General features: G+C 63.9%; 21 protein-coding genes. 11 read left to right on the forward strand and 10 right to left on the reverse strand.

Annotation, left to right across the window (positions count from 1 at the left end; translation table 11 throughout):
- Positions 1-26: 26 nt before the first annotated feature.
- Complete coding sequence (locus NOV86_RS18755; RefSeq protein ID WP_267643318.1) at positions 27-818, reverse strand: hypothetical protein; 792 nt, start codon at positions 816-818, stop codon at positions 27-29.
- A gap of 243 nt (positions 819-1,061) precedes the next feature.
- Here NOV86_RS18755 and NOV86_RS18760 point away from each other — a divergent pair, with 243 nt between their 5' ends.
- Both NOV86_RS18760 and NOV86_RS18765 read left to right on the forward strand, forming a co-directional pair.
- Complete coding sequence (locus tag NOV86_RS18760; protein ID WP_267643319.1) at positions 1,062-2,210, forward strand: hypothetical protein; 1,149 nt, start codon at positions 1,062-1,064, stop codon at positions 2,208-2,210.
- Between the two features lie 52 nt (positions 2,211-2,262).
- Positions 2,263-3,816: a hypothetical protein gene (locus tag NOV86_RS18765; protein WP_267643320.1), complete on the forward strand. Its 1,554-nt coding sequence runs from the start codon at positions 2,263-2,265 to the stop codon at positions 3,814-3,816.
- Between the two features lie 28 nt (positions 3,817-3,844).
- On the opposite strand, the gene NOV86_RS18770 is transcribed toward NOV86_RS18765, so the two are convergent.
- The 4 genes from NOV86_RS18770 to NOV86_RS18785 all read right to left on the reverse strand — a co-directional run bounded on the left by NOV86_RS18770 (position 3,845) and on the right by NOV86_RS18785 (position 7,965).
- Entirely contained in the window at positions 3,845-4,306 is a 462-nt protein-coding gene (locus NOV86_RS18770; protein ID WP_267643321.1) for a hypothetical protein, read from the reverse strand.
- Positions 4,303-4,743 carry a hypothetical protein gene (locus NOV86_RS18775; protein ID WP_267643323.1) on the reverse strand — a complete coding sequence of 147 codons (441 nt, stop codon included), beginning with the start codon at positions 4,741-4,743 and terminating at the stop codon, positions 4,303-4,305. The genes NOV86_RS18770 and NOV86_RS18775 overlap by 4 nt, the downstream gene beginning before the upstream one ends.
- 214 nt (positions 4,744-4,957) lie before the next feature.
- Positions 4,958-6,682, reverse strand: a complete 1,725-nt coding sequence (locus NOV86_RS18780) for a hypothetical protein (RefSeq protein ID WP_267643324.1) — start codon at positions 6,680-6,682, stop codon at positions 4,958-4,960.
- Positions 6,679-7,965 carry a hypothetical protein gene (locus tag NOV86_RS18785; RefSeq protein ID WP_267643326.1) on the reverse strand — a complete coding sequence of 429 codons (1,287 nt, stop codon included), beginning with the start codon at positions 7,963-7,965 and terminating at the stop codon, positions 6,679-6,681. Before NOV86_RS18785 ends, NOV86_RS18780 begins: the two co-directional genes overlap by 4 nt.
- Positions 7,966-8,116: 151 nt before the next feature.
- Between NOV86_RS18785 and NOV86_RS18790 the strand changes: the two genes are divergently transcribed.
- Positions 8,117-10,051, forward strand: a complete 1,935-nt coding sequence (locus tag NOV86_RS18790) for an AAA family ATPase (protein ID WP_267643327.1) — start codon at positions 8,117-8,119, stop codon at positions 10,049-10,051.
- A 121-nt stretch (positions 10,052-10,172) separates the two neighbouring features.
- On the opposite strand, the gene NOV86_RS18795 is transcribed toward NOV86_RS18790, so the two are convergent.
- Both NOV86_RS18795 and NOV86_RS18800 read right to left on the reverse strand, forming a co-directional pair.
- Positions 10,173-11,939 (reverse strand): hypothetical protein, encoded by a 1,767-nt coding sequence (locus NOV86_RS18795; RefSeq protein WP_267643328.1) that lies wholly within the window; start codon positions 11,937-11,939, stop codon positions 10,173-10,175.
- Between the two features lie 211 nt (positions 11,940-12,150).
- Positions 12,151-12,630 carry a hypothetical protein gene (locus NOV86_RS18800; protein WP_267643330.1) on the reverse strand — a complete coding sequence of 160 codons (480 nt, stop codon included), beginning with the start codon at positions 12,628-12,630 and terminating at the stop codon, positions 12,151-12,153.
- An 88-nt stretch (positions 12,631-12,718) separates the two neighbouring features.
- Here NOV86_RS18800 and NOV86_RS18805 point away from each other — a divergent pair, with 88 nt between their 5' ends.
- The 6 genes from NOV86_RS18805 (at position 12,719) to NOV86_RS18830 (ending at position 18,167) form a co-directional block, all read left to right on the forward strand.
- Complete coding sequence (locus NOV86_RS18805) at positions 12,719-13,531, forward strand: hypothetical protein (protein WP_267643331.1); 813 nt, start codon at positions 12,719-12,721, stop codon at positions 13,529-13,531.
- Positions 13,532-13,884: 353 nt separating this feature from the next.
- Positions 13,885-14,127, forward strand: coding sequence for a DUF8593 domain-containing protein (locus NOV86_RS18810; protein WP_267643332.1), 243 nt, complete (start codon positions 13,885-13,887; stop codon positions 14,125-14,127).
- 331 nt (positions 14,128-14,458) lie between these two features.
- Positions 14,459-15,142, forward strand: a complete 684-nt coding sequence (locus tag NOV86_RS18815; protein WP_267643334.1) for a hypothetical protein — start codon at positions 14,459-14,461, stop codon at positions 15,140-15,142.
- Positions 15,129-15,401: a DUF8156 family protein gene (locus tag NOV86_RS18820; protein WP_267643335.1), complete on the forward strand. Its 273-nt coding sequence runs from the start codon at positions 15,129-15,131 to the stop codon at positions 15,399-15,401. Before NOV86_RS18815 ends, NOV86_RS18820 begins: the two co-directional genes overlap by 14 nt.
- Positions 15,402-15,408: 7 nt before the next feature.
- On the forward strand, positions 15,409-17,514 hold the full coding sequence (locus NOV86_RS18825; RefSeq protein ID WP_267643337.1) for a type B DNA-directed DNA polymerase: 2,106 nt from the start codon (positions 15,409-15,411) through the stop codon (positions 17,512-17,514).
- Positions 17,515-17,612: 98 nt separating this feature from the next.
- On the forward strand, positions 17,613-18,167 hold the full coding sequence (locus NOV86_RS18830) for a GNAT family N-acetyltransferase (RefSeq protein ID WP_267643338.1): 555 nt from the start codon (positions 17,613-17,615) through the stop codon (positions 18,165-18,167).
- Positions 18,168-18,231: 64 nt separating this feature from the next.
- On the opposite strand, the gene NOV86_RS18835 is transcribed toward NOV86_RS18830, so the two are convergent.
- Positions 18,232-18,918 carry a helix-turn-helix domain-containing protein gene (locus NOV86_RS18835; RefSeq protein ID WP_267643339.1) on the reverse strand — a complete coding sequence of 229 codons (687 nt, stop codon included), beginning with the start codon at positions 18,916-18,918 and terminating at the stop codon, positions 18,232-18,234.
- Between the two features lie 119 nt (positions 18,919-19,037).
- On the opposite strand from NOV86_RS18835, the gene NOV86_RS18840 reads away from it, so the two are divergent.
- On the forward strand, positions 19,038-19,838 hold the full coding sequence (locus NOV86_RS18840; RefSeq protein ID WP_267643340.1) for an alpha/beta fold hydrolase: 801 nt from the start codon (positions 19,038-19,040) through the stop codon (positions 19,836-19,838).
- Positions 19,839-19,921: 83 nt separating this feature from the next.
- On the opposite strand, the gene NOV86_RS18845 is transcribed toward NOV86_RS18840, so the two are convergent.
- A complete protein-coding gene (locus tag NOV86_RS18845) occupies positions 19,922-20,164 on the reverse strand; it encodes a hypothetical protein (protein WP_267643341.1) in 243 nt (80 codons plus the stop codon).
- Positions 20,165-20,566: 402 nt separating this feature from the next.
- A complete protein-coding gene (locus tag NOV86_RS18850) occupies positions 20,567-20,788 on the reverse strand; it encodes a hypothetical protein (protein ID WP_267643342.1) in 222 nt (73 codons plus the stop codon).
- 126 nt (positions 20,789-20,914) lie between these two features.
- On the opposite strand from NOV86_RS18850, the gene NOV86_RS18855 reads away from it, so the two are divergent.
- Entirely contained in the window at positions 20,915-21,313 is a 399-nt protein-coding gene (locus NOV86_RS18855; protein WP_267643343.1) for a DCC1-like thiol-disulfide oxidoreductase family protein, read from the forward strand.

The raw sequence follows: 21,313 nt of genomic DNA on the forward strand, positions 1-21,313 counted from the left end.
ACCGATAACCGAACCCGCCTGTTGGGTCAATCCTCCAGGAAATCATCATCTGACCCACCTGAACTCTCTTCAGGTCCTTCGAGGTCCCCGGTATTGATCAGATACCAGTAGACGACAGACCCTGCCAGCCCCAGAACTAGAAGGGCCGAGAGGGCCTTGCCGATGAGGCCCCACAGATTCCCGGAGTCGACCTGTGACTGGAGTTGCTGGTTCTCGGTCTTCAACTGGGCGTTCTCCGATTCGAGATTCGAGATCGTCTCCTCCTTCGCTTCGACGTCACTCTCCAGCCCAGAAATCGTCTGTTTCTGGTCGTCAACCTGTTCGGAGAGGCTCTCCACCTCCGATTGCTCGGACTGTAGCGCGAAGTACGACGAGTTCTCCAGCGACACACTTGCGCGAGACCGGGCGTCAAGATCTTGCCCGTTCTGGACGTAATCGATCTGTATCGTTGCGACGTCGAGTGACTCCGCCTTGATTGTTCGTGGATAGGCCTCGAAGGTGATGGTGATGGTCTCACCACGTTCCAGTTCTTCCACCACGTAGACTCCGTCCCCCTGGTAGGTGATGTTGATGTCGGCAGTGCCGGGTTCCGTGGTGCGCGTGAACGAGTTGAAATCGACGAACGAAGAACTCGTCTCATCGATTTCTATCCGGATATCCTTCATCGTCGGTCCATCGGGAGTAATCGTCACGGTCGTGCTCACGGCCTGTGAGTCACCCTCCACGCCCTGATAGCTCGTTTCGACGGTGAGGTCGACCGCCGCTGCAGCAGGGGTCGCGACGAGGCTGACGATTAATCCCAGTGCGAGGACGACCACGATATTCCGTTTCCACAGACTCATTTATCTACCAACCTTTTCAGTCTGCTTTGATATAAGGCTACTTCATGGCTCAACACTGGATACAGTGGCCCCCTACGGTCTTCAAGAGGCTATCCATGGATTGGCTGGGCCTGTTCAGACGAGTGTCCCCCTCGGTACAGAACTAGACTCTCTGCTCTGGTGGCGGTCCTGCAACCCCGCCCAGAACCTCTATAGGAATCGACAGACTATCGTCCCACGATGCAAGGAGGGGAAACGAGGGCGCTGGGAGAGTCCTGGGTCTGGGACAGACTCCACCATCCCGAATCACTGGATGAACTCCAGAATCTACACAGACAGGTGAGTCTCACCAGACGCCTGGGTGGAGGCATCCGGTCGACCATCGTGATTACAGCAGCTGTCGGTCTCTTCTTCATGCTCGGATGGGTTCTCAGCAGGCTCTACGGACTCCAGGGCGTGTTTCTCTCGTCTGCGTACGTCTACACGTTCCATCTGGATCTCCTCCTCGCTTGTCTCACGGTCCTCTACCTCGATCGGACAGGCGTGGCCGTCATCGCCAAGATGCGGGAGTCGTTCGTGATGACCGACGTGGAATACTATCACCTCCTGGGAGGGATGGTCGAGCGCCTCTATGAGCCACTTCCATACGCTGCCCGCCCAGCGGACAGGCGGATTCATCTCCCGGTCGCATTCTTCTTTCTCCTCGGCTCGATAACGCTCGTACTTCTCCCAGCTGTCTTGTTCTCGGCGCAGCTTTCTGATTTCCTCGGGTTCTCGTGGAGCGCGCTTCCGCTCGCGATGCGACTGTACCTCGCCGGAACCCTCCTCATCGCTGTACTCGTGGGCGTGCTCGTCGCCTGGATCGTGGTCGTGGGAAGCATCTACTTCCTGGTGAAGATTCGTGGCGTGCACATCAGGCTCGACATCACCCGTGCGCACGACAACCTCGGACTGGCCCCGTATGCGGACATCGTCCTGAAGGCTCTCATCCTGTATCTGCTGGTGTATTCTATCACCGCCGTGTTCATGTTTCGACGGCCCACACCCCTGTATCTCGGTATCGGGTTCCTGTTCTCGCTGCTGCCGGTTATCGGTCTGGTTGGAAGCCAGTACGGTCTGCACAGGGCGATGGTCGCCTCTAAACAACGACGTCTGGAACAGCTTCGAAAGGAGTACCGTGACGACCTGGACCTCTGGTTCGATTCGGCGGGCCCTGAACCGACCGAACAGGAACCGTCGAGCGATATCCGCGAGTTCATCGCCGCAAAGCAGGCGATAGAAGACCTCCCGGAGTGGCCGATCAAGACCGATACAGTCGCCAGACTCACCTCGGCGGCCATCGCATCGAACGCCTGGATTCTGCTGCAGGTCGCAGGGATAATCAACTGAGACGATCCAACTGGCCACCACGCTAATATAACGTACACGAAACGTCATCTACATGGACTCCGATCGTCGCTCGCTGTACACAGAGTCGGTCTGGACCGATACCGACGACGATCAGGGCGATTTCTTCCATCAGTTCTGTGACCTCGATCCGAGGAAGACCGCCGAGCCGCCCTTTCTCATCTCCTTCTCCGAGACCTCCCGGTTCGGCCGGCTCGTCGGACAGGTGTTGGCCTACGGATTACAACACACACCGCTGATAGTCCTGTCCGTGGCCAGTGTCCTCCTGATTATGGGTGAGTTCTCGGATTCGGTCGAGGGGCTGAGTGCCTTCATCGAGTTCTCACCCGGGTTCCCGTTACTGTTCTTCGGGCTCGAACTCGGTATCTGGCTCGGTATCCTCCTCCTCGTTGGCGTCATCGTGAGCTCCCTGGGCGATATCGGAGAGGAAGAATCGACCGGTGCAGAAGAGGTATCACGGGTGATCAGCATGGTCACCGTCTACGGCGGTGGGGTCGCCCTTGCAGCGGGGACGGTCTTCTCGCTCTATCGTGTCTATACGGTCCCGATAGAGGATCTGTCTGCGAACGTCGTCTACGCGTCCGGTTTCCTGTTCATGCTGTACGTCACGGGCCCCCTGGTCTACGATGGGATGCGTCGGACGGAGTCACTGTTCAGACGCCTGCACCAGACCCATCTGATCCCGACGAACGGCATCTATCCTGCGCTCGAACCGGACGGAAGCATCCCCGATACCGAGGAGGCAGAGGCAGCCCTCGATGACCCGGTCTTCCGGTCCTACCAGCGGTACTATCGGCAGTTGATCCGGACGCTGAACAGCCACGTCAAAGGGATCCCGACGGCGCTTCTGATAAGCCTGCTTTTCGTCGCCCAGTTCTGTCTCATCTGGCTCCATGGCGCGGGTCCGTTCATGCTCGGTGAGTACGGTGACGCGCTCGGAATCTCGCCCGTGGCCTTGATCGCCCTCCTGGTCACCCTGGCCGTCGACGTCCTCATCGTCATCGTCGCGGTCCAGTTCATCGTGCTGGTCTGGGCGTTCCACCGCCTGCTCTCCGGTGTGACCTACGCCGAATGGCTCGAGATGGACGATGCCCCGTCACCGCCGCCGCTCCGGTACTACCCCGCCCACGAGGACAAGGCGGGCGGATTCAAGGACTTCGGCAGGTTCGCGACCCGGGTGAACGTCCTGCTCGTCATCGCGGGAGTGTATCTGATGTACCGCCTTCAGGTCCAGGGCATCCGGGACCCACTCCGGGTCAGCAGCGAGGTCACAACGACGGCGACGGCCTCTGTCGACGGCCTCGTCTGGGCACTGAGCTACACACTCCCCATCCTCGTCTACATCGCCGTGATCAGCATCTGGGTGTACTTCTCGTTCTGGCAGATCCATCGCCGGATGGTCCTCGAGAAATCCAAGCAGCTCCGCAAGGAGCGTGAGGAACGCGACGACGGGCGACTCGACAGGGACCTGGAGCAGTACGAACGGTTCGACAGCGCTCCGGAGTGGCCCATCAACGACCGGCTGCTGGTCACCATCGTCTCGCTCGACGTCATCTCGGTCGCACTGGCGCTGGTGTCGATACTGTAGCTGTCCGGGAATCAGAACAGGCTACAGTTCACAGCGGGTCTCCGGTCTCCATGTAGTGGGCGATCGCATACCCGCCGAGGAACAGTACCCCGCCGACGTTGGTCAATAGGTGGTTCCCCTGGCGGATGTACACCACACCGACCACCATCCCGGCGACGAGCACACCCGCTCCGAAAAGCACGCCCAGCCACTGCCGAGCGCTCTGCTCGTCCCCGGTGGAAGCGTCGCTCGACGCTGTCAGCGTGTCGCTTCCGTAGCCCGAATCGTCGATGAAGCCACCGGTGATGGCGTAGTGGGCGAGGAGGTATCCCCACCATGCCGCGAGTGCTGCTCCGAACACCATGAGCGGCTGGCGGGCGCCTGTCCAGAGGAACGGGTCGTCGATGCACGCCGACCCACAGGCCCAGATGAACCCCGACGAGAGGGAGGCCGATGTCAGTGACATCCCCAGGAGGAACCCGACCCACCGCTTCGTGACGCTGTCGTTCATCGTTCGGAATCGCCACCCAATCGCTGTTCGAGGTCGTCGATGGTGCCGCCGATCAGGGAGTGTCCCAACCCGACGCCGTTGATGCCGACGTGAGCGAACATGTAGCCCCCGATGCTCGAGACACCGGAGAACGCCGCGTTCGACAGGCTCGGGTCCAAGATTGTCTGTGCGAACAAGGTGACGCCGAAGGCGATACCGATCCAGCCTATCACAAGAAGGGTTGCCCGCCGGATCAGACGTGAGGTCTCCAGTCCGCCGAACCGGATGCCTCCACGGTGGACCCCGTGCTGGGACAGCTGATATCCCCAGGTGAACAGCAAGAACCCGGCCATCACCAGTGCCACCCGTCCCTCGAAGGCGTACAGGCCAGCGATGGTGGACCCGGCAGCGATGACGAGACTCCCGAGAACCACCCAGAACGCATCGGAGAGGGACATCGTAATCGCAACAATCCATCTTCTCTCGATTAGATGTTTCGGTTACCAGTATCGAACTCTGCCGTCGTCCCCGTCGAAGTCGACGAAGGCATGACTCTTCCTTCGCACTGAACTCCCACCGAACAGGCCGCCTAGAGTGTCACCGAGAGACTTGCTCGAGAGAGGCACCCTCACCGGATCAGAGTGGAACTCTGATGCTGGATATAGACGACTCTCACTCCTCGGATGACTCGATTTCGTCGTGCATCGCGCCGGCACCGATGATGACACCCATCATCGACAGGCCAGCTACCATGCTGGTCCAGATGTCCAGTTCTGCCAGTCCCACGACGAAGAATCCGACCCCGACCACGGAACCCGCGAGGATTCGCTGGTTGGTCGGGAGTTCTATCACGGTCGACAACCGGGGGACGCCGTAGTAGAGCAACAACACCAGACCGAGAATCGAGAGGTGACCGGACATCGGTGCTCCTCCGAAGCTGTCGAAGGAGATATCGGCGATGATCACGGTGTGGATCACGAACGGCAGGTAGAGCTCGAGCATCGGGCTCCTGGCTGGACGGGTTGGCCGCTCGATGGTCCGAAGGACCGTCCAGCAGAGCCACACCGCAGCAGTTCCCCAGACGAAGAGGAACCCGAACTCTCTCGTGGCGAGCGATAGCGGAAAGAACGGCTCACCCCACGTGAACCGCTGAGAGAGCCACGCCGTAGCCATGATGGCCAACGGGAGGAACAGTCCGACGGGCCGCGAGGTGGGTGGACGTCGCTGGACCATCGACACGTCCAGTTCAGCGTAGTCGACCCCACTGTGATACAGCAGTGACGGGATGCGTCGAATCGCATGGTACCAGAACCACAGGCTGTAACAGACGATGATGAGGGGGGTGAAGCTGAGTGCGAACCAGACGAGCAGGTCGCCCGTCTTCTCCAGACTGTACACGACCGCCGGGAACGTCTTCAACTCGACCATCGCGCCATACGCACCTGTTATCTCACCGAGGTACAGGCCGTCGAGGGGTGTCTCGTATCCGTCCCAGAGGAAGAGCGGAATCAGGGACTGCAACACGGTGAAGAGTATCACCATGAACATAGACAGTGCACGCGGTTGGAGTGCCAGCCCGAGATTCCGATAGAAGCCCGAATCGATATCGGTGACCGTCTGAAAGATTCCGCCGAGTCTGGAGTCGGGGGCTGGCGTCCGCTCGCTTCGAAGCAGGAACTGGCCGACGAGGCCCAGTATCGCAAGCACCTCCAGGAGTGGATAGTAGAGGTTGAGTATCCCGATGAAGGCTCCGAAGAAGATGGCGGGAAGGATGTAGACCGAGATACCTGCCACCTCGATGAACAGCGCGGCGAGACGCCGAGTACGCTGGTTCTGCGCGAGCGTGTCCAGTTCCGACTGGAAATCAGATGACATCAAATCGAAAGGATACGTGAGGTAGTGGTCGGTATCGAACACCGACCGGTCCTCTATCCGTCTGAACAGGCCGGCGAAGAGGACGAACCCGAGGATCATGTACCACGTGAAGACACCAGACGGTGGTTCGGGGACGTACGCCGGTACAGTCGAGTAGGTTATCTTGAGGAACCAGACGTACCAGAGCGTCGCGAACCCGAAGATGTACGCGCTGGCGAGATACCGCGCCGAGCGATGCTCATCGAGCGGACGATATAGCGAGCCGATGTATACCCGCGGGAGGTACGCGACCGGGATGGCACCCAACAGGAGCACGCTCAGCAGGAACGGTATCGACTCGAGAGGCAAGACGTCTGCGACAGGTGCCAGCCACTCAGACAGGGCACCACCCGAGACAGACGGAACGGTGTTCCAGGCCAGAATCGTCCCGGTGACCACGCCGAGGAATCTATCGGGGGTGACGTAGCGGAAGAGGCGCCCAGCCAGCGCCCGCCCGATGGGAATCAGCGACGGTCCCCTCATGCGAACCTCGGTGAAGTGTCACCGCGACGGTTGGTATCGAGTTCCCCTCTTCTCTCTGCAGATGCTTGCTCTTCGTCTTCTCTCCACGGCGGACCGAGCGACCGCAGGAAGCTTCGACCGTCCCTCTCACCGAGGACGAACAGTCCTCCATCGGCCCCGAACGCGACATCGATTACTGCGTGTGAGAACCTGTAGCCGACCGACCGCTCACCTTCGGCGTCGACCGTCAGCAGGAACGAGATGTCCGTCGTGTCCTCCTCCTCCTCGTCCGGTTCCAGTTCTCCGAGGCTTACATAGCCGCCTTCGACGGGGTGGACGGCACTCAGACTGGCGTCGTAGCCGTCGACGCGCAACTCGTGCCACCAGTACGGATGGCCTTGCTCGTCGAGATACGTCATCACGCCCGCCCGTGGCCCGGCGTCGGGATCGGTCAACCCGACGGTGACGAGTCCCTCACTGTTCGCGCCAGTCCCCGCCGTAATCGCGTCGGTGAACCACCACGCGGGGTAGGTGCGGCGCCAGGCGGTCCCCCCTGTTCGAAGAGCGATGATACCGGCGTCGGTCCCGACGCCCTCCGTCCGGTCGAGACCGCCGACGAGGAACACCTGCCCATCCCGCCCGACGACGAGGTCATCGACCGAGGAGATGGCCGCATCGTACGTCCGACTCCAGCGCAGCGTCCCGTCCGGAGACAGGTTCGCGAGCCAGGCTGAATCGAGCCACGACTGGAACGATTCGCGACGGCCAGCCACGAGATACCCGCTTCCGTCTCTATCTGATTCGATAGCCTCGATGACATAGGAGTGCGGGCTCGGCTGGTACTGGCGCCTCCAGCGGACGGTCTGGTCCGTGTTCATCGCGACTGCCCACGCCCGGGATCTACGTGACTCAGCCCTCGTCACCCCTGCCAAGATGGGGGCTGATGAGGTCGGCAGCAGCGTTCGGAGGCTTCCCTCCCTGTCGCCGGCACTGATGCGGCGACCTGTCGTCTGCTCCCCGGCGGTATCGACAGAAGCCACCCAGCCTTGCTCCCCCTGTGACGACTCACCTGCTAGCCAACAGGTCCCCGAGCTATCGACCTCGACGGTTGCTGGCGACCCATCGACCTGCCGTCGCCAGCGCTCTGTCCATCCTGCCTCGCCGACAGCCGTCCAAGAAGGTTCCAGTTCGTCGGTCACAGCGTCCCAGCCCACCGTCTCTCCCCTGGCCGATAGCTCTCCCACGATTCCGCCACCGACCGCGGTCAGCGCCCCCAGCCGCAGTGCCTGACGCCGCGATATCATCTCTGGCGTGACTATCGACGAATACCCGTATAAAATGTTCGACCAGCAACACCTCTCCGCATCGTCTGGCCGCCGCTCCCACCTGCCCGAGCATCCGGGGCGCTGGATCGCCCGACACGCATTTGTACCGGCACCGTGACGAGTGTATCGAATGACCGGCAGGGACAACTCGTCGGGTGGGGATGCTGACCACGTCGCGGGAGCGACCCCCGAACAGTGGCGACCGTTACGGGAGTCACCATTGACAGGGTTCGGGTCCATCGATGGGCTGGAAGAACGGCTCCGACGGCTCGAGGAGTCGGTCGTCGAACCGGCTCGGGACGACCGATTCGCCGGGCTCGGAGCCAGCGGCGTACTCATCTACGGCCCATCTGGCGTCGGGAAATCACGGCTCGCCAGGGCCATCATCGGCGAGATGGACTTCCCATATCTGCAGGTGACACCGAGCGACCTGTCCCTGGGCGACCCCGACCGATGCGCCCGGGAGTTGGAAGGTCTCGTGTCGACGGCGCTCGATTCCGGTCGGTGCGTGCTCCTGTTCGAGAGCTTCGACACCATCGCACCAGGGGTCCGGTCGGACGACCACGGGCGACCCTCCCAGATCGCGACCGCTCTCAGGGCCGGCTTCGACCGGATCGACGAGAGCGACGAGGACGTCGTGGTCATCGCGGTCGCCCAACGACTCGCAGACGTCGAACGCGCGGTCCGCCGTGCCGGGCGTATCGACCTGCTGGTCGGTCTCGAACGACCGACCGAACACCGGCGCCGCCTCGTCCTGCATCGTGAACTCGCCGCTGTGACCGAGTCGGACCTGGAACTCGACGCCGACCGAACGGATGTCGACCTCCAGTTCTGCGCCGAGTTGACCGGTGGGCTCTCGACCGCCGAACTGGTGGTCGCCACCGAGCATGCGGCACGTATCGCCGTTGCAGACGCTGAAGACGACACGCCGACCATCGACCAGGATGCGCTCATCGCAGCGTTCGAGACGGTCGCGCGCCAGCGTGGCGTCGATGAGCGAAGCGAGAGCGATGCGGGCTCCCGGCTCACGGACGACTTCACCTTCGGGGACCCGGACCTGCCGGGTGGGTCCGAACCATCCTGGCTCGAGGATGACGACGAGAGCAGCCTCGGCGACCTCTTCGGTGGGTCGGACCAGGACGATGAAGCCGAGGATGACGACGGGGCCGACTTCGAGGATGACGAGCCCCGCGAGCCAGTCACCACCGGCGATGATATCTCGTTCATCGACGAGACAGACACGCCCGACGTGACCTTCGACGACATCGGGGACCTCGAGACCGCGAAACAACGGCTGCAGGAGGTCGTGGAATGGCCTCGACGTTATCCGGACCGCTTCGAACAGCTGGGCATCGACCCGGCCACAGGGATCCTCCTCCACGGCCCGCCGGGCACCGGGAAGACCATGCTCGCCCGCGCGGTCGCGAACGAGACCGACAGCGCGTTCATCCCTATCAACGGCCCAGAGGTGTTCGACAAGTACTTCGGCGAATCCGAACGCTTCATCCGGGAGGTCTTCTCGGCGGCCAGAGACGCCTCGCCGACCGTCGTCTTCTTCGACGAGTTCGACTCCATCGCCCCGAGCAGGGGTGGCTACAGCGACGGTTCCTCCCTGACGGACAGCATCGTCAACCAGCTCCTCTCGGAACTGGACGGGATGAACGACCTCGAAGACGTCGTGGTCATGGCGGCGACGAACCGCCCCGACATGATCGACCCTGCCCTTCGCCGGCCCGGGCGGTTCGACGTGCAGGTGGAGGTCTCGAACCCGGACCGGCGTGGCCGCCGAGAGGTGTTCAAGGTCCATACGGCGGACCGAGCACTGGCCGACGACGTCGACCCCGAATGGCTCGCTGCCCGCACCGACGACGCGTACTCGGGTGCCGACATCGCCGCGGTCTGTGACGAAGCCGCGATGATTGCCCTGCGAACCGACATCGAGGCCGAGAACGACGACCCCATCGTCATCACCCGAGCTCACTTCGAGCAGGCCATCGATGCCGTCGACCCGACGGCAGACCTGCTCGGTTCCAGTTCTCGAACTGCTGGTGAAGCCTTCTGGTGATGCAGCGTCATCATGGGTCTCCAATACAGCCCTCGTGTGGGTGATAGTCGGCCCGGTCGTGAGATGCTTCGAACGCCAGTCAGGGACGGAGTTTCGGCGGGCTCAGGGACAGATGGCCGGTTCAAACCGAAGACCGGATGTCGGTGACGACGTCCGAGATGAACAGTCGAAGGGCGACGACGTAGGCCGCGACACCGATGATTCCAGAGTTCAGGAGTTCAAGGACAGCTGTCCTACCCAGATACAGGCCAGCCACGATACCGATACCTCCGAGCATGATCGCACTGCCCGGTCGCCCCTTGAGTGGGCCAACTCCACGACGGCGAACCGCCGGGAACAGATACAACGGGACCAGGGTGACCACGAGAAGCAGCAGATACGACCCCTCAGATGCGTACGGCGATGGTGAGATCTCTCCGACCACCCCGAGCCCACCCATCAGGATGGTGAATGCAATCGGAACCGAATGGTCGTCTACCGGTTCCGGAAGCGCGGCCTGCTGGTGGCGGTTCCGCATCACCCGGACCATCCCGGCGATGCCGAGGACGATGGCAGCGAGCGCCAGCAACCCAAGGACGGGGTGCATGTCGAACAGCTTCCCTGCGGTGAAGTACCCGCCGAGGACGAGCGTCGGGAACACCAGCAGGTCGGGGGGCAATGCCGGACCGGTGGCCGATACCCCATCGACCGTGGCGGCCCGCAGGATCTCAGCTACCCAGAACCACATGATGTAGATGGCAGCCTGGAAGATTGGCAGCAGCAGGAACACCGCCAGCGACGTCGCCACGAGGGTGGAACCACCAGCTCCGAGAAGAGACCCATCGAAGCCGGAGACGAACAGCCAGAGCAACCATCCGCCCAGCAGGAAGCCCTGGAAGACCATCGCTATCTCGAACAGCCTCGTCGGCTGCTCCATCGCCTTCCCTATCACGTCGACCGCTCGCGATTGGACATCGAGCGTGCGCGTTCTCACCCGCTCCTGGCGACCGAGGGTGCCGACGATTACCCCACCGAGCAACAGGAACTCGGGGAGTGGATACAGACCATCGAGGACGGCGATGAGGGTGCCGATCAACAGCGATATCATCAACATGGTCACCGGGCCCGGCCCCGACTCGTACTCGAGCGCGCGTTGCAGCACGACCAGGACACAGCCCGAGACGAGCGTATGGAACAGGAACCAGGACCCGATGGTGATGGACCGCCAGGGGAGCGTATCCGGCCCGGGGAAGAAGTTGTGCGCGATGATGAGCCCGTAGACGAGTGCGATGGTCGCCGCGACCAGACGGACCATGACCCGGACCGGTCGCGTCGTCTCCGCGAGCCAGTCCGTCGTTCGCGATATCTCGACGATGGTGGTGAACGTGATAAAGAGATAGAAGGGCCAGCGGACCGGCCGCCCCGGTGGTCTGGTCCAGACCCTCGACACCGGTTCGAGCGCGGCCCTCACCAGGGACTCCATCTCGAACACCGCGGCCCAGGCGATCTGGGGCGCGGACACAGCCCCGAGAAGGGCCCGGTCCATCGACGTGAGCAAGCCGTATCCCGAGATGAGGGTATCGACCGGTTCTCTCCAGAACACCACCGAGAAGAGAACGTACGCCACGCCGACGACAAGTGCGAGCGCTTCCCGCCGTGTGTTCGAATATCTCCCGGACTCTTCGACGAAGAACCCGGAGACTGCGATGTAGACCACCAGCATCAGGAAGCCCATGCCTGCCAGTGGGGTGAACTCGGCCGTGAATATCGCGACCAACACGGCCGTTATGGAGTTATCGAGGATCTGTATCGCCGGGAGAACAGTCACCTTCGGGAGAATCGCGATGAGCGACACCACCGCCGCAACCATCCCCGAAATCGTGCCGCCGTGTCTCCCCCTTCCTGGCATGCAGTCAGGAGAAGTTGAGTCGGTGCCCTCATAGATATTGGGGGAGTTACATGAACCTGTCGTGTGGGGAAGACCACGGCCAACTCTCGACCGACAGTGTCACTCTCGGGGCGGCCTCTCGTCATGACGGTTGTTGGATGCACAGAATCCCGAGGATCAGACGATCGTCTTTCTTCTCGGTCAGTTCACACGGGCCAGAGCGTGCCCCTGGTCACTCTTCGTCTGTAGTCTCCGTGTCGCCAGACCGGGACCGGAACACGAACGCAGCGAGGAGTATCTCGAGAACGAACCACGGGCTGGTGATGTAGTCGGCCACGTACTCCTCCAGTGGCCGAGAGACGGTGTTCACAGGGCGCAGGAGTGGCCAGAAAAAGAACTCTGGCTCGTCCCACTTGTCCAGGGTCAGTGGGAGGTCACCGGCGATGTGGACGAGGAACCCGGCCGCGAAGGCACGAAATGGCCCGTCGCGCTCCCCCCAGCGGTATGCACAGATAGACAGCAGGCTGGCGGTGATCAGCGAATGGGCCACGGTGTGATAGGCAGGGGCGCCCTCCCGGCTCCCAAGCGGTTTGTCGATGACATCAGGTGCTACCACGCCGAGCAGGTGAGCAGCATACCGCGTCGGGTCCTCGTCGAACGCGAACCGCCGGGCGGTGTAGATTCCGGTCGCGATATGCCCCAGTGGCCACATTGGCACAGCGGAATCACTCTAGGTTTAAATATCTAGCTCGAGCGCTAGAGGTCACGTTGCACACATCACGACATATCGGGGGGCAACCGTGATCGAACGTATCACGAGCGCGACGTACTGGCGAGGCGCGTACGTTGGTGGAGTGCTCGCTCTCGTTGCGCTCATCGGCCTTGGAATCGTGATGATTTCCACCGGGACCCCACCCGCCGACATCCTTCTGGCTGCACCGGGTCTCCTCATCGGGTTCGGCACCCTCTGGTACTACTTCCTGAACAACCCCGACCCCACGCTGCTCATGCCGAACATCGTCCCGCTTCGGGATGGTGAGCATGTCGCCAGCCAGATCCATCGGAAGACGGTCCTCAACGACGAGACGGTGGTCATCGAACCCGTCGAACGGGACTCGCCGAACGGCCCTCTGGCCTCGTTCCTCGCCCCCTGGCGGGTCGAGTGGGAGACGGCCCCGTCCGACCTCTACCTGGTCTTCGATATCGGGAACCGTGGGAACCAGGGCGTGATGCTCTACGAGTACCGGCTCCTTCCCGCTGGAGACCGGTCGAACCCGGTCATCGTCAGTCTCTCGCCCGAATCCCAGGTGCTAGAATTGGCTGGCAACGGTGATGATTCCGTGACGCCGACCGAGACCGAACCGACCGGACAGGAACACCGGGCCTTCGTCCAACCGAAGGAACGCATAACCGAGCACGTCCGTCTTCCAATCGATGTCGACTCGGTCATGGGCAGCGAAACGTATCGGTTCTCTCTCGAACTTTACGCCACTTCTGGTCGCCCGGTCGATAGCTTCGAACTGAAACTTCGGGTCGACACAGAGACTGGGGCAGTCGAGTGGCAGGCGAACCGAAGTCCACTACAACGGTGGCTAAGGGCGACCGGCCTCTAGGACGGGGATTGAAATGGAGTGGTGGTTCGGGGCGGCCCGTCCCGGGTCGCCTGTGGTTATGTTCATCGTGCGAGGCAGTTACGTCCTGTGTAGTAACTCTCGACCCCACACCCGACCGCCGAGAGATCTTTCTCGATCAGGACACACCATCGGGCAGTTTCGACGCGACGACGGAGCCATGCCTCCGGACCGTAGTCGCCGAGCTGCAGGACAGCGAGGCACCGAACCGACCCCTCAGCGAACGGTTACGATACCTACATAATTATCAGGTGTTAGTTATTTTCGGCTGAGAGTCGAACTCTGGAACGGACTCGCCCGGACCCCCTCAGGTCCGTGGCCGTCCGGAGAAAATCATGGTCCGAGAATTCGAGGGAAGCGACAAGGGGAAGAAAGTGATGACCACAGACGGCGACATGATCGGTCGTGTCGACAACGTCGCCAGCGGCAAAGCGTACGTCAAACCCGACGCGACACTCTCGCGCGGGATGCGCAAGAAGCTCGGCTGGACCGACGAACAGAAGAACACGTTCGAACTCGACCACGACGCCGTCGAAGCCATCAGCGACGACGAGATACACGTCAAGTCCAACCTCTGAGTTCTTCGCCCGGAAGAACTCCGTTCGTTGCCTCCATTTTTCGTGACTGCTCGCCGAGCCACGGCGACCGGTGGGCCGGTCAGGGCAGTATCGGCAATCCAGCCGCGCCCGAAGTTGCCGAAAGTTCGCCCGGTGAGACAGCGGTCTGGCGGGTACCGTCTCACCGGCCTGAAGCCCTCATTTCGGCCACTAGAGGATTTTAGACCCGGATATTCGAATCCGTCTCCGAGCCGTCGCTGACGAGCTAGACCCCCCGCGAACCCCGGTATCGGCAATATCGGAAACACCCCTGTCGAGCCTAAGTGGGGGACGTGGCTACGTTCAGGTAGCCATGACGGCACCACCGACCGACACCGACACGCCGGAACTGCCGACGCTCGACCCGGGCGTCACCCTGCTCGACGCCGACGAGCGCGTCACGGGGGCGCTCCAGTCGCTCGTCCTCGACCACGTCCTCCTCGAGGGCGGACGGGGGACGTGGCTGGACGCCAACGGCCACGCGACGACCAGCCCGATGGCCCGGCTCGCCCCGAGCATGCGGGCGCTCGACCGCATCGACGTCGCCCGGGCGTTCACGCCCTGGCAGCACCAGAGCCTCCTGTTCGGCACGCCCGGGTTCGTCGACGAGGACACCGTACTGCTGGTCCTCCCGGCGTTCGACGCGTTCTACCGCGAGGACGACCTGCGCCGGGGCGAGGGCGAGGCGATGCTGGACGCAGGTCTCGACATCGTGGAAGCACTCGCCGACGAACACGAGGTTCCGATACTGCTCACCCGGGAGCGGGCGGACTCGTTCAGCCAGCCCATCCACGACCTCGCCGACGAGGTGCTCGAATGCGAGCGCACCCGGTTCGGTCCCCGGTTCTCCGGCGGCGAGTTCGAGACGCTCGTCTATCCGCTGGAGAACGGCGACGTGCAGACGACGCTGGCGTTCTGGGAGCGCGTCCTGCAGGACAGACACGCCGCGCTCGTCGAGAGCCCGCAGCCGGAGGTGAGTCTCGGTGGGACGTACTAACCCGACGTTCCGCGACTCGCTGCGGGCGATGGAGAACGCCTGGGGCGACTACCGCCGGGCGCTGCGCCGCCACGACCAGGACCACTTCGACACGCTGTTCGAGCACGCTCGCGCCCACGCGGACGCGGCAGGGTACCTCAACCACCGGTCGACGGCCATCCCGGTGCTCGTGTCCATCGTCCTCGAACAGGAGAAGCGCATCAGCGAACTCGAGGCCGCACTCGCGGAGCAGCCCGAGACGGCGACGGAGCAGGGGTGACCGCTCCGTGCCCTACAAGTTCGACTTCGTCGACGGCGACGTGTACCGGTGGACCACCGGCGAGGACGGGGCGACCTGCCAGGTCGACGAATCGTACACACCGACGCTGTACGTCTCCGCCCACGAGGGCGGGTGCCTCACGGAGATCGAGCCGACCTTCTCGGAGCACCCGCAGGTCGAGCACACCCGGTACGTCGAGGAGCGCATCGGCTTCAGGCACGAGCCCTCGCGGGTGCTCCGCGTCGACGTAGCGACCATCGATGCGGTGAATCGGCTCGCCCGGGAGGTCGCCGCGTGGGCCGACCCCGGCGTCTACCGGCTGTACAACGTCGACCTCTCCCGGGAGTACCGCTACTGTCTGGAGGAGGGCATCGACCCGACGCCGGCGAGCGACCTCTCGGTCCTCCGGCTCGATGTCGACGAGCAGGCGCTCGCGAACCGACACGTCACGGCCCTCACCGTCGACGGCGAGGAGCTGACCGGGGACCGGGAGGCGGTCCTCGAACGACTCCAGGGGCGGGTCGACGACGTGGACCCCGACGTGTTGCTCGTGAACACCAGCGAGGTGATTCCGGCGCTGTACGAACAGGCCGAGGCCGTCGGGGTCGAGGGGTTCGCGCTCGGGAGACTCTCGGGCGTGGGCTACCAGCAACTCGCCGGCCGGTCGACGTACACGAGCTACGGGCGGGTCGGGCACTCGCCGGCCCGGTACAACGTCCCCGGGCGGGCCATCGTCGACCGCTCGAACACGTTCATGTGGAACCAGACGAACCTCGACGGCTGCCTCGACCTCGTCGGACGCTCGCACAAGCCGCTACAGGAACTCGCGCGCTCGTCCATCGGCTCCATCCTCACCGGCATCCAGATCCGCGAGGCGCGGTCCCGGGGCGTGCTCGTCCCGTGGCACTCCTGGCGCCACGAGTTCCCGAAGACGATGCGCCAGCTCCACGACGCCGACCGGGGCGGGTTCACGTTCGCCCCCGACGCCGGCTTCCACGAGGACGTCCACGAACTCGACTTCTCGAGCCTCTACCCGAACATCATCGTCACCCGGAACGTGAGCCCGGACAAGATCCGGTGTGACTGCCACAGCGACCGCGAGGACGTCCCCGGGCTCGGCTACGCCATCTGCGACGACCGCGGCTTCCTCCCGGACGTGCTGGAGCCACTCGTCAGCGACCGCGACGCCATCAAGGCCGAACTCGCCGAGTGCGATGACCCGGAACGCAGGGCGGCGCTGGAGGGCCAGTCGAACGCCATCAAGTGGATCCTCGTCTCCTGCTTCGGCTACCAGGGCTTCTCGAACGCGAAGTTCGGCCGCATCGAGTGCCACGAGGCCATCAACGCGTTCGCCCGCGAGATACTGCTCGACGCCAAGGAGACCTTCGAGGCGAACGGCTGGCGCGTCGTCCACGGTATCGTCGACTCCATCTGGGTGACCGCCATCGAGGGCGAGGAACAGACGCCGCTGGCGGACCTCGCCGAGGAGATATCTGACGACGTGGGTATCCGCCTCGAGTACGAGGCCGCCTACGACTGGATCGCGTTCGTTCCCATGCGCGACAGCGAGGCCGGCGCCCTCACGAAGTACTTCGGGAAAGAGGCCGACGCCGACGAGTACAAGTTCCGCGGCATCGAGTGCCGCCAGCGCAGCACGCCCCCGTTCGTCGAGGACGCCCAGCGAGACCTCGTCGAGACCCTCGCGGCGACGAGGGACGCGGAGGCCGTCGTCGAGCGACTGAAGACCTGGCTCGGGAAGCTCACCCGGGGTGCCGTCGACCCCACCGACCTGCTGGTGACGAACCGCGTCTCGAAGTCACTGGCCGAGTACAGCCAGTACACGCGGAACGTCGCCGCACTGGAGCGCGCGAAGCAACTTGAGATTCCCCGACACCCCGGCCAGTCGGTCCGGTACGTGGTCGTCGACGATGAGAAGCGGTCGCCCGACCGGGTCCAGTTGGCCCACGAGTCTCTGGACGAGTACGACACCACGTTCTACCGGACGCAGTTGCTCCGGGCCGCAGAGAGCGTCCTCTCACCGCTGGGGTGGCGCGAGGAGGCGATCGAGCAGTACCTGGACGAGTACCGGGACGTGTCGCTGGGGGCATACTAGGCCCGCCGGACACAGACGCCGTATTGGGCCCCGACCCGGATGCGACCGGCACCCATGGTGTCAGAAAATATTTGCCAGAACGTGGTATGCGTTCAGGTATGCCTGGGCCAGTATTCCTGGAAGGAGACACCGTGACCCTTCGACCCGTCGAAGAGGAGGACATGGAGTTCGTTCAACGGGTGATGAACGACCCGGCCGTGTGGCGGCCAGCACTCGACGTCAACCCGATGAACGACAACCTGACCACGGAGTTCTTCGAGACCGTCCTGACCACCGAGGAGGACGTACACTGTCTGGTCTGTCAAGAGGACCAACCGGTCGGTCACGTTTCGTTGTCGGAATCTCGGTACGGCCCCACCGAGACGTCCCGGGCCCGGTCCGCGGAACTGGCCTACTGGATCGCACCCGAACACCACGGAGAGGGGTACGGATCTGACGCTGCCGGGAGGATGGTCGAGTACGCCTTCGTGGACCGGAACCTGCGGCGTCTCGAGGCGCACGTCGGGGGGTTCAACGACGCCTCGGCCGCGCTGTTGGAATCGCTCGGGTTCGAACACGAGGGGACACAACGGGAGGCCGCCTGGTACCAGGGCGAGTATCACGACATGCTCCTGTATGGGCTCCTCCGGTCGGAGTGGCGGGAAGACGGGTAGTTCCCGGCTGGACGGACGACGCCAGAATCGGAGACCCGTAGGCGCCCCCCGGACCGCTGCTCGCTCAGTCGGACAACGGCGGCCACGTGGTCGCGACCGTCTCCTCGACGAGCTGGGTCTGGGCACGACGCAGGCGCTCGGAGGCCGACGACGCCGAGATGCCCAGCTCCGCGGCGACGTCTGCCAGCGAGGCGCCACGGGGGATGTCGAAGTAGCCGAGTTCGTAGGCCGTCCGGAGCGCCTCGTCCTGCCGGTCCGTCAGCCCGCTCCCCGCGGGTTCGGGTTCGCCATCCCGGGTGAGCCGGCGCAGGTGGAAGCCACCGTTCGACTGCCAGAAGGCACGGAACCTGTCGAACGCGTCCCGGCTGGCGAACCACCCCGTCTGTCGCCACCCGGTCGGGAGGACCTCGATACGTTCGATGATGGCGTCGGCCGTGGCGAGGACCTCTAGTTCGGCGAGGTCCTCGATCGCGTCGCCGAGTTGTTCCGCCAGGCTGAGCGCGGGCCGGAGTTTGTACCGGCGGGTGTCGCCCGCCTGGCCGATGCGCGTCCATCCCGCGACGTCGTAGGCCGAGGAGAACGCGTCTTCGACGGCCGGCGGTGCGCCGCCGGTCACCGTGACGAGGAACGGCGGTCTGTCGCCGTGGTTGAACTGCAACTCGAGGACCAGCGTCGCTCCGGGCACGGCCGTCGCGACGCCGGCGAGTGGCAACGCCTCGCAGTCGATGTCGAATTCAGCGACGAGTCCCATACGCCGTCGTCTGTGCCGACACGGATGGGCGTATCGAACGGCCACGAGTACGGTCACTTATAAACGGCCCAAGCACTGAGAGTGCGACTTAGCCGGGTCCACGCCGAACCAGATGGTGCATGGTGACGACACAGTCCAGCGATGGTATCGAGGTCACGTACGAGCGACACGGCCACGGGACGCCTCTCGTCCTGCTCCACGGCGGGATGGCCCCCCGGGAGTACTGGCAGCCGGTCCTCGCCCACCTGGAAGACGAGGACTACGCGGCCATCGTCCCGCAGCGACAGGGGTTCGGCACCTGTCTGGACGAGGTCGACGAGACGACCGCCGACGAGGTGCTGGCGCGAGAGGTCTCCTACGTTCGGACGCTGGTCGACAGCCTCGAGGAGCGACCGGTCCTGTTCGGGCACTCCTTCGGGGCGCTCACCGCACTCGAGGCCGCGACTACGGCGGACGTCGAGGCGGTCGTCGCGTACGAGCCGGCGATACTCCCGGAGGAGTTCCGGGAAGAGGCCGACCTCGCCGACCGCATGCAGAGACTCATCGAGGCGGGCGAGCGTGAGGAGGCCGTGAAACGCTACATCGAGCAGGTCCTCCACCCCGATGGAATCGACGACCTCGACGCGTGGCTGGCGGCGTGGCCGGTCTGGCCCGACTGCGTCGCGCTCGCCGAGGAGGTCGTCCGCATGAACCGTGCTGTCGAGCAGTACCAGCTCCCGGAGCGACTGGACGTCGACGGTCCCGTACTCGTGCTGTCGGGGACTGGTGGCCCGGATTTCCTGCGGGAGAGTGCCCGGGCAGTCCACGACGCGCTTCCGCGCAGCCGCTTCGTCGAGTTCGACGGTGTCGGTCACAGTGGCCCGGGCGAGGCACCCAGCCGGCTCCTGACGGAGGTCGACGCCTTCCTCTCCGTCCGCTAGGTGACGACCCCGGTCCTCGATTTGGAGTTCGGTAGACGTGTCGCGACAGAACGGCGTGCTGGTTCGCCCGCCCGGCCGTCACGCTAGTTCCGGTTCGACGTCTGCGGGCGGAACCCACGCTCCACGACGCCACTCCGACAGCGCCTGACCTGCTCGACGGTGCCGTCGTCGACGAGGGATTCGAGGTGATGGTACACCCGCGAGTGGTCGGCACCCAGCAGGTCCGCGACCGCGACGTACTCGACGCCGGTCTCGTGGTCCCGTGACGGGTCGTAGATCGACCGGAGCGCCGCGAGGACCTCCTTTCGGGAGACCCGGTCCGTCATCTGTCTGCCCGCTCGGTGGGTGGTTCGGTTCTGGCCCGGGACCGGTCGCGGGCGTCCACCAGCCGTTCCTGGCATTCCGGGCAGCGGTCCTGTGCGTCGAACTCGAACCGTGTCCTGCAGTACGGGCAGGCGACGCTTCGGCCCGACGGGGGCCGCCGGGACAATCGGTGCGTCTCTCGGACATCACTGGTCGACTGTTGCTGTGACATGGCTGGTTCTCACCACAGTGGAACCGAGCGGAGCGAGCCACGTAAGCGAAACCGGGGTGTTGCCGATATTGCCGATACTGGCGGTTCGGGGAGTACAGGCCAATTCGCGGTTGGTCTGGGCACTTCCGGCGGTTGCCGATATCGTTGCCGAAACTATCGCCGGGGGTGCGTGCCGGCACAGCACGTCCCCGGACTACGTCTCGACCTCGCTCCAGATTCCGAGCGCGAGCCCGCCGAGGCCGAGCAGGACGAGGGCGGAACCGACCAGCCAGGGCACCGACCACGTCGCCGAGAGGGTGCTCACCCAGAGACCGGCGACGAGGGCGATGCCACCGAGGACGATCAGCTGGACGAATCGCTCGACGTCGGTCGCTCGCCGTCGATAGCGTTCGACCGCCTGGGCGAACCGGTCCATACGCGACGGGTTTCGTCTACAGGCAGGTGAGTGTACTGCTCGCTGCCCAGGTCGAGTCGGGAATCGAAACCTCCGATGTTCGGACGGTGTGGTACCGATTAGTGGCTCCTGTCCGTACGTCCGTGTATGAGCGAGCCCGTGTTCGTCTACGACGACGACTGTGGGTTCTGTACCTGGTGGGCCGAGCGGTTCGCGGCACATGCAGCGGTCCGAATCGTCGGGTTCTCCGAGTTGCGCCCGGCCCTCCGCGACCGGCTCCCCGAAGACTACGAGGAGTGTTCGCACCTGGTGACCGACGAGAGGGTGTACTCCTGCGGCGAGGGGATCGAGGAGGCACTGCTCAGGACCGACCCGGGCAGGGTCGGCCGGCCCGTGGTCGAATCGCTCCGTGGATTCGGCCCCTACAGGGAGTTCCGCGAGTGGAGCTACCGTCGCGGTGCGGACAACCGCGCCCTCTGGGGAAAACTGGTGTCGAAGACGCCCCCGGCCAGGACGGCGGACGGCGAGGAATCCAGGGAGGAGTGA

The sequence above is a fragment of the Haloarchaeobius amylolyticus genome (genome assembly GCF_026616195.1).
Classification (GTDB): Archaea; Halobacteriota; Halobacteria; order Halobacteriales; family Natrialbaceae; genus Haloarchaeobius; species Haloarchaeobius amylolyticus.

Excerpts from the sequence above, each read along its gene's own strand:
- NOV86_RS18760 (WP_267643319.1), top strand. The coding sequence starts at position 1,062 with ATGCAAGGAGGGGAAACGAGGGCGCTGGGAGAGTCCTGGGTCTGGGAC.
- NOV86_RS18765 (WP_267643320.1), top strand. The coding sequence starts at position 2,263 with ATGGACTCCGATCGTCGCTCGCTGTACACAGAGTCGGTCTGGACCGAT.
- NOV86_RS18770 (WP_267643321.1), bottom strand. The coding sequence starts at position 4,306 with ATGAACGACAGCGTCACGAAGCGGTGGGTCGGGTTCCTCCTGGGGATG.
- NOV86_RS18775 (WP_267643323.1), bottom strand. The coding sequence starts at position 4,743 with ATGTCCCTCTCCGATGCGTTCTGGGTGGTTCTCGGGAGTCTCGTCATC.
- NOV86_RS18780 (WP_267643324.1), bottom strand. The coding sequence starts at position 6,682 with ATGAGGGGACCGTCGCTGATTCCCATCGGGCGGGCGCTGGCTGGGCGC.
- NOV86_RS18785 (WP_267643326.1), bottom strand. The coding sequence starts at position 7,965 with ATGATATCGCGGCGTCAGGCACTGCGGCTGGGGGCGCTGACCGCGGTC.
- NOV86_RS18790 (WP_267643327.1), top strand. The coding sequence starts at position 8,117 with ATGACCGGCAGGGACAACTCGTCGGGTGGGGATGCTGACCACGTCGCG.
- NOV86_RS18795 (WP_267643328.1), bottom strand. The coding sequence starts at position 11,939 with ATGCCAGGAAGGGGGAGACACGGCGGCACGATTTCGGGGATGGTTGCG.
- NOV86_RS18800 (WP_267643330.1), bottom strand. The coding sequence starts at position 12,630 with ATGTGGCCACTGGGGCATATCGCGACCGGAATCTACACCGCCCGGCGG.
- NOV86_RS18810 (WP_267643332.1), top strand. The coding sequence starts at position 13,885 with ATGGTCCGAGAATTCGAGGGAAGCGACAAGGGGAAGAAAGTGATGACC.
- NOV86_RS18815 (WP_267643334.1), top strand. The coding sequence starts at position 14,459 with ATGACGGCACCACCGACCGACACCGACACGCCGGAACTGCCGACGCTC.
- NOV86_RS18830 (WP_267643338.1), top strand. The coding sequence starts at position 17,613 with ATGCCTGGGCCAGTATTCCTGGAAGGAGACACCGTGACCCTTCGACCC.
- NOV86_RS18835 (WP_267643339.1), bottom strand. The coding sequence starts at position 18,918 with ATGGGACTCGTCGCTGAATTCGACATCGACTGCGAGGCGTTGCCACTC.
- NOV86_RS18840 (WP_267643340.1), top strand. The coding sequence starts at position 19,038 with ATGGTGACGACACAGTCCAGCGATGGTATCGAGGTCACGTACGAGCGA.
- NOV86_RS18845 (WP_267643341.1), bottom strand. The coding sequence starts at position 20,164 with ATGACGGACCGGGTCTCCCGAAAGGAGGTCCTCGCGGCGCTCCGGTCG.
- NOV86_RS18850 (WP_267643342.1), bottom strand. The coding sequence starts at position 20,788 with ATGGACCGGTTCGCCCAGGCGGTCGAACGCTATCGACGGCGAGCGACC.
- NOV86_RS18855 (WP_267643343.1), top strand. The coding sequence starts at position 20,915 with ATGAGCGAGCCCGTGTTCGTCTACGACGACGACTGTGGGTTCTGTACC.